The following is an 8,906-nucleotide window of genomic DNA, read 5'->3' as shown; positions in this document are numbered from 1 at the left end:
GACCAGGTTCTTCCCTCAAAGACGCTTTTTTCCTCAAGGAAGAACTGTTGATCGATGGTGTTTCCATGTGTGTCGCAATTCCCGTTCATAGGGGGTGTTGCAACGATCACTAGAACTCGCCCCCGGGTGCGACGAATGGGCATGTCCCCCGGCGCCCCGCCCGGCTACTTGCCGGCGTCGTCCGCTGAAACCAGCTTCAACGAGACTGAATTGATGCAATAGCGCTGGTCCGTGGGGGTGCCAAATCCTTCGCCGTCGAACACATGGCCAAGGTGGGAATCGCACGTCGCGCAGCGGACCTCGACGCGTTCCATGCCCAGGGCGCGGTCATGGATGTAGCGGACGGTGCCTTCCGCGAGCGGCGCCCAGAACGATGGCCAGCCGCAGTGCGAATCGAACTTCTCGCTGCTCGTGAACAGTTCCGTCCCGCAGGCCCGGCACTGGTAGACGCCCGCGGTGTGGCTGTCCCAGTACTCGCCGGTATACGGGCGCTCGGTCCCGGCCTGGCGGAGGACGCGGTACTCCTCCGGCGTCAGTTCATCGCGCCACTGCGCATCGGACTTTTCGACGGGCGTATTTTCAGCCGGGCCAGCGACCGTGGACGTGTTTTCTGAGGTGTTATCGAGGGTGCTCATAGCCTGAGTAACGCTCAGGAGTCCCCGATAAATCCCGATCCGGCGTACAGATGCAGCACAGGAAGGCCCAGCTGGTCCTGTGCCTTGTTGGCCCAGTCAGTGTGGAGGGTATCCGCGACGGCGTGCGGGCGGGTAATTACCACAGCCTGTCCGGCGCCCAGCTCCTTGACCTTGGCGACCAGGCTGTCCACGGCCTTGCCTTCGACGATTTCGCCGGTGACGCCGCCGCCGAGTCCGGCCAGGGCCGTGAGCGAGGTTGCCAGCGTTTCGGCGGCTTCGGCCCGCTCCCCGGCGGGATCGGAGCGCGACGTCAATTCACGGAAGGCCTTGGCGATCTCCAGCAGGGAGAGGTTCTCCAGGAAATCGACCAGCAGGTGCCGCTCGGTATTCGCCGGAACCAGGACCACCAGCGGAGTATCACCGCCGGCAACCAGGGTTTCAATGTTGACGCGGTCATCAGCGCCGAGGGGCTCTTCTGTCAAAATGACGATTGGATCACTCATGCCCCCAGCCTAGCCCCGCGCCATTGGCCCCGCACAAAATGTGGCGTCGAGTGCTCCGAACGCGCCCTTTTGGGCGGTCTTACGGGCAGTTGTGGAGCACTCGATGGTGCGGGAGGGACCCCGTTACCGGTCACGGACGCCGCGCGGATGCGGCCGGGAGCCGCGGGGTCGGTAAGAATGGTGCCATGGCTTCCTCCCTGCGCCTCCTGCCCGCCCCGCACCGGATCTCCACCGCCCAGGCAAAGGCTGCGGCCACTCTCCCGGCCCCCGCGGGCGAAGTTTCGCTGCCGGGCAGCGCCAAGTGGGCGGTGGGCGGCATCATCGGCGGGAGCGTTGCGGCCGGCCTGCTCGCCGCCGGCTCCTCAGCCCTGGCCCTGTACTTCGCCCGCCGTGTAATCACCCCCGCCCGGGTCCGCGAAGAGGACCAGGAGATCCTCGCGGTGATCCGTGACGCGCATGGGCTGCAGGTCATCATGGCGGCCACGCCCGAGACCACGGTGGAGGGCACTTATGGTTTCCTGTTCGACGGCGGCCGGGGCCACGCGAGGATTGGCAGGATCGTGTCCTACTCACCGGCCGAGCGCACCGTGCAGCGCCAAGTCGAGGCCGTCTACAGCGGGGACCTCGCCACGGCGCGGCGCGGCATTTGGACCGGCACGACCCACCCGGATCCCGACAGCATCGGGCTCCCCTCCGAAGAGGTCCTGATCGAGGTCGACGGCGGGACCGCGCCTGCGTGGCTGATCCCGGCGGCACCGGCGGCGGACATCTGGGCGATCATGGTGCACGGGCGCGGTGCCACCCGGCAGGAGGCGCTGCGGGCGGTCCGGACGGCGCGGGAACTGGGCATGTCCAGCCTGCTGATTTCCTACCGCAACGACGGACTGGCGCCCTCGGCGCAGGACGGCCGCTACGGCCTCGGTTCCACCGAATGGCGCGACGTTGAGGCTGCCATCGGCTATGCCCTGGGACAGGGTGCCCGCGAAGTGGTGCTCTTCGGCTGGTCCATGGGCGGGGCGATCTGCCTCCAAACCGCCGACCTCTCCCGCTACCACCACCTGATCCGGGCCATGGTGCTCGACGCGCCGGTGATCAACTGGGTCAACGTGCTGGCGCACCACGCGGAGCTCAACCGGATCCCCTCGGCCGTGGGCCGATACGGGCAGCTGATGATGGGCCACAGGCTGGGCCGTCGGCTGACCGGCCTCGCCGCCCCGGTGGACCTCAAGGCCATGGACTGGGTCTCCCGGGCGGTGGAACTGCGCACGCCGACCCTCATCATGCACAGCGTCGACGACGAATACGTCCCTTACGGCCCGTCCGCGGCGCTGGCCGAAAAGAACCCGGAGATGGTGAGCTTCGAGACGTTCAGCCGGGCCCGGCATACCAAGGAATGGAACGTGGACCCGGAGCGCTGGGAGCGGCTGGTGATGGCCTGGCTGCGGCAGCAGCTTGCGCCGCGGGCTAACCCGGGCCAGCCCACTCCGGGGCAGGCCTGACCGTGCTGGATCTGACCGCGCCGGAACGGACCACGCCGGAGCGGGCCTGACCGGAGCGGGACACCCCGGATCGGGCCTGGCCGCGAAGGCCATCCCGGCGGGTGCGCAACCCGGCGATCGTCAGCTCCGGCGGGTGCCGATGCGTGCCGTTTTGGCCCCGGTGAGCCGGATCAGCTCGGCCGGGCTCAGCTCGATGTCCAGGCCGCGCCGGCCGCCCGAAACCAGGATCGTGGCCAGGCCCAGGGCGCTCTCATCCACGACGGTGGGGGAGGGCTGCCGCTGGCCCAGCGGCGAGATGCCGCCGAGGACATAGCCGGTTCGGCGTTCGGCTGCGGCCGGATCAGCCATCGAGGCTTTTTTGCCCGCCATCGCCGCCGCCATCGCCTTGAGATCGAGGTTTCCGCTCACCGGCACGACGCCGACGGCGAGCTTGCCGTCGACGTCGACCATCAGGGTCTTGAACACCCGGTCGCGGTCAATCCCCAGGACCTCAGCAGCTTCCAGGCCGTAACTGGCCGCCGCGGGATCATGGCTGTAGGGGTGCGGGATAAAGAAAACCCCGGCCGCGGTGAGTGCCGCAGTGGCCGGAGTTCCCTGTGACGCGTGCTTGCGGGCCAAGTGGGAGCCCAGGGTCAGGCATGCTGCGGGAGCGCAGCAACCTTGCGCTTGATCCGGCCCAGCATCGCCGACATTCCGCGCATCCGCAGGGGAGTGATGGCGCGGGTGAGGCCCAGCAGCTCCGGCATATCGTCCGGGACGGCCAGGATCTCCGCCGGGCTCGAGCCGTCGAGGCCTTCGTGCAGCACGCTGGCGAAGCCCCGCGTGGTCGGCGCCTCGGGCGGCGCCTTGAAGAAGAGCCGGACGCGGTCCGGCGCGCCGCCGTCGTGCTGCTCCGTCTCAATCGTGAGGAACAGCGGCGACTGGCACTCGACCACCTGCTCCATCAGCTCCGGGTGGTTCTTGAGCCGGTCGGGGAGCTCCGGAAGCTCACGGGAGAAGTCCAGCAGCAGCTGCAGCCGGTCCGGCTCGGTGAGGGCCTGGAAGTCATCAACAATTTCCGCGAGTGCGGTGGGGAGGGCAGGAGTATTCATCCGTTCCAGCTTACGCAGGCGCAGCCATTGTGTCCTGCTCCCGGCCGCTGCGCCGGCCACTTTGCCCGCTGCCGTGCCGGCGACCTGGCTGTCGACTTTTCCTGCCCCGTAGGCGGCTACTTGGCGGCCGGTACTGTTCCGCGTTCTGTGCCCTTGGTGATCGGGACGCGCACGGCGTTGCCCCATTCGGTCCAGGACCCGTCGTAGTTGCGGACTGTGTCGAAGCCCAGCAGGTACTTGAGCGCGAACCAGGTGTGGCTGGAACGCTCGCCGATGCGGCAGTAGGCCACGACGTCGTCGCCTTCCTGCAGGCCTGCCTCGCCGAGATAGAGTGCCTCGAGCTCGGGACGGTTGCGGTAGGTGCCGTCTTCGGCGGCCGCGCGGGCCCACGGAATGGACGCCGCCGTGGGGATATGGCCGCCGCGCAGGGCGCCCTCCTCCGGGTAGGCGGGCATGTGGGTGCGCTGGCCTGTGTACTCCTCGGCGGAGCGGACGTCGATCAGCGGCTTGCCGAAGTGGGCCAGGACATCGTCCTTGAAGGCCCGGATCGGGGCGTCGTTGCGCTCGACGACCGGGTATTCGGAGGGCGTGGCGACGGTCTTGTCGGTGGTGAGGGACCGGCCTTCGGCAATCCACTTGTCGCGGCCGCCGTCGAGCAGCCGGACGTCGTCGTGGCCGAACAGGGTGAAGACCCAGAGGGCGTACGCGGCCCACCAGTTGGACTTATCGCCGTAGATGACCACGGTGCTGTCGCGGGAGATTCCCTTGGCAATCGCGAGGGCGGCGAAGGCCGCGCCGTCGACGTAGTCGCGGGTGACCTCGTCGTTCAGGTCCGTATGCCAGTCGATCTTGACGGCTCCCGGGATGTGGCCCGTCTCGTAGAGCAGCACGTCCTCGTCTGATTCCACCACCACCAGTTTGCCGCCGGCGAGCTTTCCGCCGTCGAGTATTTCGCCGTCGAGTTTCCCGCCGTCCAGGGCGCCGGCTTCGATGGCCGCCGCCAGCCAATCAGTGGAGACTAGCCGCCCGGGGTGGGCGTAGGCGGCGAACTTTTCGTTCTGCTCAACGGGGTAGGGCATGGCGGTGGCCTTTCACTGAAACGGTCAGGAGGCCGGGCCGCGGAAGGTTCGATCGCGGCGCCGGGTCTGCTACAACACTAGCCACGCCCCGGCGGGATTGCGCCACAGGGTTAACACTCGGAAATATGGCCTTCATCACGTGACCCTCCCCGCCGGGCAGCGGGACACCGGCAGCGCCCGCGATGCCGGTATTCTGTCTGGGGACAAGAGACCAGCAGAACGGACCACTTTGGTACAGATCGAACAGCTCGCCGCCCGCACCCCGGCGATATCCGTGGATGAACTCCTCAAGGGTTTTTATCCATCGCCGCGCTTCGGTGAGGTCTCCTTTTCCAGCTACCGTCCGGATCCAGCCCAGCCCAGCCAGGCCGCAGCGGTCCGGGCGCTGGAAGGCTTCGCGGCAGGCGTGGGCGCCCGTGACGGCGACGGCCTCTTCAAGCGGCTCTTCGGCAAGAAGGACACCTCGCGCGCCGGGATCTACCTCGACGGCGGCTTCGGCGTCGGTAAGACCCACCTGCTCGCCTCGCTCTGGCATGCAGTCCCGGGGCCCAAAGCCTTCGGCACGTTCGTCGAATACACAAACCTGGTGGGAGCGCTGTCCTTCCGCAAGACGGTGGAGGCCCTGAGCCACTACAAGTTGGTGTGCATCGACGAATTCGAGCTCGACGATCCGGGCGACACCGTGCTGATGTCCCGGCTCATGCGGGAACTGGCCGACGCCGGCGTCAAGCTGGCGGCCACGTCCAACACCCTGCCGGGGTCCCTGGGCGACGGCCGCTTCGCCGCCGTCGACTTCGCCCGTGAGATCCAGGTGCTGGCGGACCAGTTCGACGTCGTCCGGATCGACGGCGAGGACTTCCGCCACCGCGGGCTGCCCGCGGCGCCGCTGCCGCTGGCCAACGAGGACCTGGCCCGACACATGCAGGCCGAGTTTCACGGCAAGACCGTGGCGCGCGATGAGTTCAGCACCCTGATCGACCACCTGGCCGGCGTCCACCCGAGCCGCTACCGCCAGCTCCTCGACGGCATCGAGGGCGTGGTCTGGAAAAACGTTCACACCATCACTGAACAGGCCGTGGCGTTGCGGTTCGTGGTACTCGCCGACCGGCTGTACGACAAGGACGTGCCGATCCTGGCCAGCGGCGTGCCGTTCGACCAGCTTTTCACCGAGGAAATGATGACTGGCGGGTATATGAAGAAGTATTTCCGGGCCGTGTCGAGGCTCACCGCCCTGGCCCGCGAGGGCCAAAACCACGAACCGTCCTGACCCCTCGTAGCCCTTAAAAGGCAACGCGGGGTCACATGCGGCCCATCCTGACGTGCCGGATGGGCCCTATGTGACCCCGCGTTTCTTGCTTAAGTGGCGTTAAACGCCGGAGGTGCCGGCGCCGCCTCCCGGCGGGACCGACACCTCACTGACGTATCTGGGTCAGAGGCCCTGCTGCCGGGGATCCCCGGCCACGGGTGGCTCACCGGCGACGGGATTCTCCTCGGCGACGGGTGCCGCGTTCGGCTGCCCGTTCGCCTTGGCCACGAAGTCGGAAGCGCCCCGCTGAACGGAATCGATCTTGTCGGCGTGCTTTCCGCCGGTTTTCGAGTCGACGAAATCGCCAGCTTTCTCGATGCCGTTCTTGATGGCCTGTTCGTTGCCACCAATAAGTTGCTGAGCCTTGCCCTTTAGATCGTCAAGTAAACCCACGGGCACCTCCCTTCGGTCGCGGAGCCAGATCGCTCCTAGCGCTTTCGATCTTATCCGGCGGTAGCGGAGGTGCCAAGGATGTACGCCCACAGGGTAATCGGCGCAGGTAGGTCGGGCACAGCGGGAAGGCCAGGGCAAAAGGACACAAAAAAAGCAGCTCACGGGGAGCTGCTTGATGTGGTGGGCGATACTGGGATCGAACCAGTGACCTCTTCCGTGTCAGGGAAGCGCGCTACCGCTGCGCCAATCGCCCGCAACCGGAACGTTCCGGTGTTGAGTTGTGATGAGGAGAGCGGACGACGAGATTCGAACTCGCGACATCCACCTTGGCAAGGTGGTGCTCTACCAGCTGAGCTACGTCCGCATTTTAGTCCCTGCCGGCGAGGACCGGCCGAACTGGATCAAGCAAGTCTCCTTGCTGTGGTGGGCGATACTGGGATCGAACCAGTGACCTCTTCCGTGTCAGGGAAGCGCGCTACCGCTGCGCCAATCGCCCCTTGTAACCGATCGAAACCGGAAACCAGGGTATTCACCGAGGTGGGTACGGGATTCGAACCCGTGTGAACGGCTTTGCAGGCCGCTGCCTCGCCTCTCGGCCAACCCACCGTGTAGATAGGACTCCGAAGAACCTTACCGTGACAGTCTCCTGCGAGCGGACGACGAGATTCGAACTCGCGACATCCACCTTGGCAAGGTGGTGCTCTACCAGCTGAGCTACGTCCGCAATATTGTTCGCAATTCCCCGCCGCAATCGGCATTTCCTCGCGTTCCAACGAATAAGAACTCTATAGGACGTTCAGGGATCTTTCAAATCGGGAAGACGCCACGGGCGGCGGATGCCCGTGCTTCCTTGAATTCTAGGGGATTTTTCTAATTACAAGAGTGTAATTCAGGGTGTTCCGCCGGGCGCTTTGGGCGGCCGGCGGAAGTACGACGACGGGTCCCGCGGCGACGCATTCGGGCAGACTCGGGCCTGATTTCTAAAATCCGCCAGGGTGGGCTAGCATTCAATGGCATTGGGGCGATTGGCGCAGTGGTAGCGCGCTTCGTTCACACCGAAGAGGTCACTGGTTCGAACCCAGTATCGCCCACCCCAGTAGATGGTCCGTTCCGCTCACCGAGTGGGGCGGACCATTTTGTTTTGACGCGCGTTCTTGGCCTCATACTGTTTCGGCCCCATATTGTCTTGGCCTCCTGTTGTGGCCCCGCCGTGCTTCCACCGTCCGACCCCCGTGAAAGAGTCTCTTCCATGACCGCTCCACTACTAGCCCACGCTACGGAATACGGCCGGATGTATGCCCGCTCCACATCCGAGCAGTTCTCCGCCCCTTCCATCACCAACGTTATCGGCCAGCAGCCCCATGGCCTGGACGGCTGGTTCGGGTACATGGGAGCTAACAGCCTCGCCCAGGACCCCACCCTGCCGGGCATCCTTAGCAGCCCCGCGAAGGTACGCCAGGCCGTAAGCCGTGCCGCCAAGGCCGCAGAAACGTATCGGGACGATGCCGCGAAGCGCGGGGACAGGGTCCACAACTACTGCGAGCAGGTGGCCCTTCGCGCCCTCGGGCGCCCGCACGAGATGAAGGAAACCCGCGAGGCTCTGTCCGCCAATGGCGAGGAGGCGTTCGCCGCCCGCTTCGACGAATGGTGGGAGCTGTTCCAGGTGGAGCCGGTGGCGCCAGAGATCACGGTATGGAACAAGACTGTCGGCTACGCCGGCACCCTGGACCTCGTGGCTAAGATCAACGGCCGCATCTGCCTTATCGATTACAAGACCAAGGGCACCAGCCGCGACGGCACCATCAAGGCGCTCGACGACAAAGTGGTGATGCAGCTCGTGGCGGGCATGAAGGCCGAGGAAAGCCTGGTGGATCCGGTGGCCGGAGAGTGGGAGTCCTGGAAGTACGGCGAATCCCCGATCCTGTTGGCCGTCGCCGTCGGGGAGACGGAAGTCCGCCCTCTGCGTGCCAACCCTGACGTCCTCAAGCACCACTGGTGGAAGTTTTGCGCGCTGCGGCGGGTGTGGGAAACGTCCGCGGACACCGCAACGGCCGGAGCGGCGCTGCTGCCATTGGCACCACCGCCCGCCCGCTGAGTCCGAAGAAGGCCGCTGAACCCGCTGATCGCGCTGACCCCGAAGTTGGCCGAAGGTCGCCAGGACCGGTCACGACGACGACCCGATCAGCGCTGATACCGGTCACGACGCCGACGCGATCAGCGCTGAAAGTGTGGGCGCCGCGCAGGCAGCGGCCGGGTCACGTGGATCCTGTCAGTCACGCCGATGTGTTGAGATCTGTGGGTCGGAAGTAGTGGTTTCGGTGGGGTTTTTGTCCCGGGTCAAGGTGTGGGGGCGGGATGAACCAGGGGATGCCGGTGCGGATCTGGATGGTCCATTGTTCT

9 protein-coding genes and 6 tRNA genes are annotated in these 8,906 nt (G+C 66.0%); 4 read left to right on the top strand and 11 right to left on the bottom strand.

Annotation, left to right across the window (positions count from 1 at the left end; genetic code table 11):
- Positions 1-164 precede the first annotated feature (164 nt).
- Both msrB and AC50X6_RS18555 read right to left on the bottom strand, forming a co-directional pair.
- The gene (gene msrB, locus AC50X6_RS18560; RefSeq protein ID WP_494967608.1) at positions 165-635 is read right to left on the bottom strand and encodes a peptide-methionine (R)-S-oxide reductase MsrB; all 471 of its coding nucleotides are present in this window, start codon (positions 633-635) and stop codon (positions 165-167) included.
- Between the two features lie 14 nt (positions 636-649).
- Positions 650-1,138, bottom strand: a complete 489-nt coding sequence (locus tag AC50X6_RS18555; protein ID WP_326966605.1) for a hypothetical protein — start codon at positions 1,136-1,138, stop codon at positions 650-652.
- A gap of 185 nt (positions 1,139-1,323) precedes the next feature.
- Between AC50X6_RS18555 and AC50X6_RS18550 the strand changes: the two genes are divergently transcribed.
- Entirely contained in the window at positions 1,324-2,637 is a 1,314-nt protein-coding gene (locus AC50X6_RS18550) for an alpha/beta hydrolase family protein (RefSeq protein ID WP_494967607.1), read from the top strand.
- Positions 2,638-2,757: 120 nt separating this feature from the next.
- On the opposite strand, the gene ybaK is transcribed toward AC50X6_RS18550, so the two are convergent.
- The 3 genes from ybaK to AC50X6_RS18535 all read right to left on the bottom strand — a co-directional run bounded on the left by ybaK (position 2,758) and on the right by AC50X6_RS18535 (position 4,807).
- Positions 2,758-3,255, bottom strand: coding sequence for a Cys-tRNA(Pro) deacylase (ybaK, locus tag AC50X6_RS18545; protein ID WP_494967606.1), 498 nt, complete (start codon positions 3,253-3,255; stop codon positions 2,758-2,760).
- A 14-nt stretch (positions 3,256-3,269) separates the two neighbouring features.
- Positions 3,270-3,728, bottom strand: a complete 459-nt coding sequence (locus AC50X6_RS18540) for a SufE family protein (protein ID WP_494967605.1) — start codon at positions 3,726-3,728, stop codon at positions 3,270-3,272.
- Between the two features lie 116 nt (positions 3,729-3,844).
- On the bottom strand, positions 3,845-4,807 hold the full coding sequence (locus AC50X6_RS18535) for a sulfurtransferase (protein ID WP_494967604.1): 963 nt from the start codon (positions 4,805-4,807) through the stop codon (positions 3,845-3,847).
- 229 nt (positions 4,808-5,036) lie between these two features.
- On the opposite strand from AC50X6_RS18535, the gene zapE reads away from it, so the two are divergent.
- Positions 5,037-6,074, top strand: a complete 1,038-nt coding sequence (gene zapE / locus AC50X6_RS18530) for a cell division protein ZapE (protein ID WP_494967609.1) — start codon at positions 5,037-5,039, stop codon at positions 6,072-6,074.
- 162 nt (positions 6,075-6,236) lie between these two features.
- Here the strand turns inward: zapE and AC50X6_RS18525 are convergent, their stop codons facing one another.
- The 6 genes from AC50X6_RS18525 to AC50X6_RS18500 form a co-directional block, all read right to left on the bottom strand.
- Positions 6,237-6,506 (bottom strand): antitoxin, encoded by a 270-nt coding sequence (locus AC50X6_RS18525; RefSeq protein ID WP_494967603.1) that lies wholly within the window; start codon positions 6,504-6,506, stop codon positions 6,237-6,239.
- Between the two features lie 178 nt (positions 6,507-6,684).
- Positions 6,685-6,759, bottom strand: a tRNA-Val gene (locus AC50X6_RS18520).
- Between the two features lie 38 nt (positions 6,760-6,797).
- Positions 6,798-6,870: transfer RNA gene (locus AC50X6_RS18515), tRNA-Gly, on the bottom strand.
- A gap of 57 nt (positions 6,871-6,927) precedes the next feature.
- Positions 6,928-7,002, bottom strand: a tRNA-Val gene (locus AC50X6_RS18510).
- 39 nt (positions 7,003-7,041) lie between these two features.
- A tRNA-Cys gene (locus AC50X6_RS18505) sits at positions 7,042-7,112 on the bottom strand.
- A 45-nt stretch (positions 7,113-7,157) separates the two neighbouring features.
- Positions 7,158-7,230 (bottom strand) — tRNA-Gly (locus tag AC50X6_RS18500).
- 295 nt (positions 7,231-7,525) lie between these two features.
- Here AC50X6_RS18500 and AC50X6_RS18495 point away from each other — a divergent pair.
- Positions 7,526-7,597 (top strand) — tRNA-Val (locus AC50X6_RS18495).
- Between the two features lie 158 nt (positions 7,598-7,755).
- Entirely contained in the window at positions 7,756-8,601 is an 846-nt protein-coding gene (locus AC50X6_RS18490; protein WP_494967602.1) for a cytochrome, read from the top strand.
- Positions 8,602-8,906: the final 305 nt, after the last annotated feature.

It is taken from the genome of Pseudarthrobacter sp. HLT1-7 (genome assembly GCF_059383435.1).
Note: the sequence above shows the minus strand (reverse complement) of the source record. Positions and strands in the feature narration are given on the sequence as shown.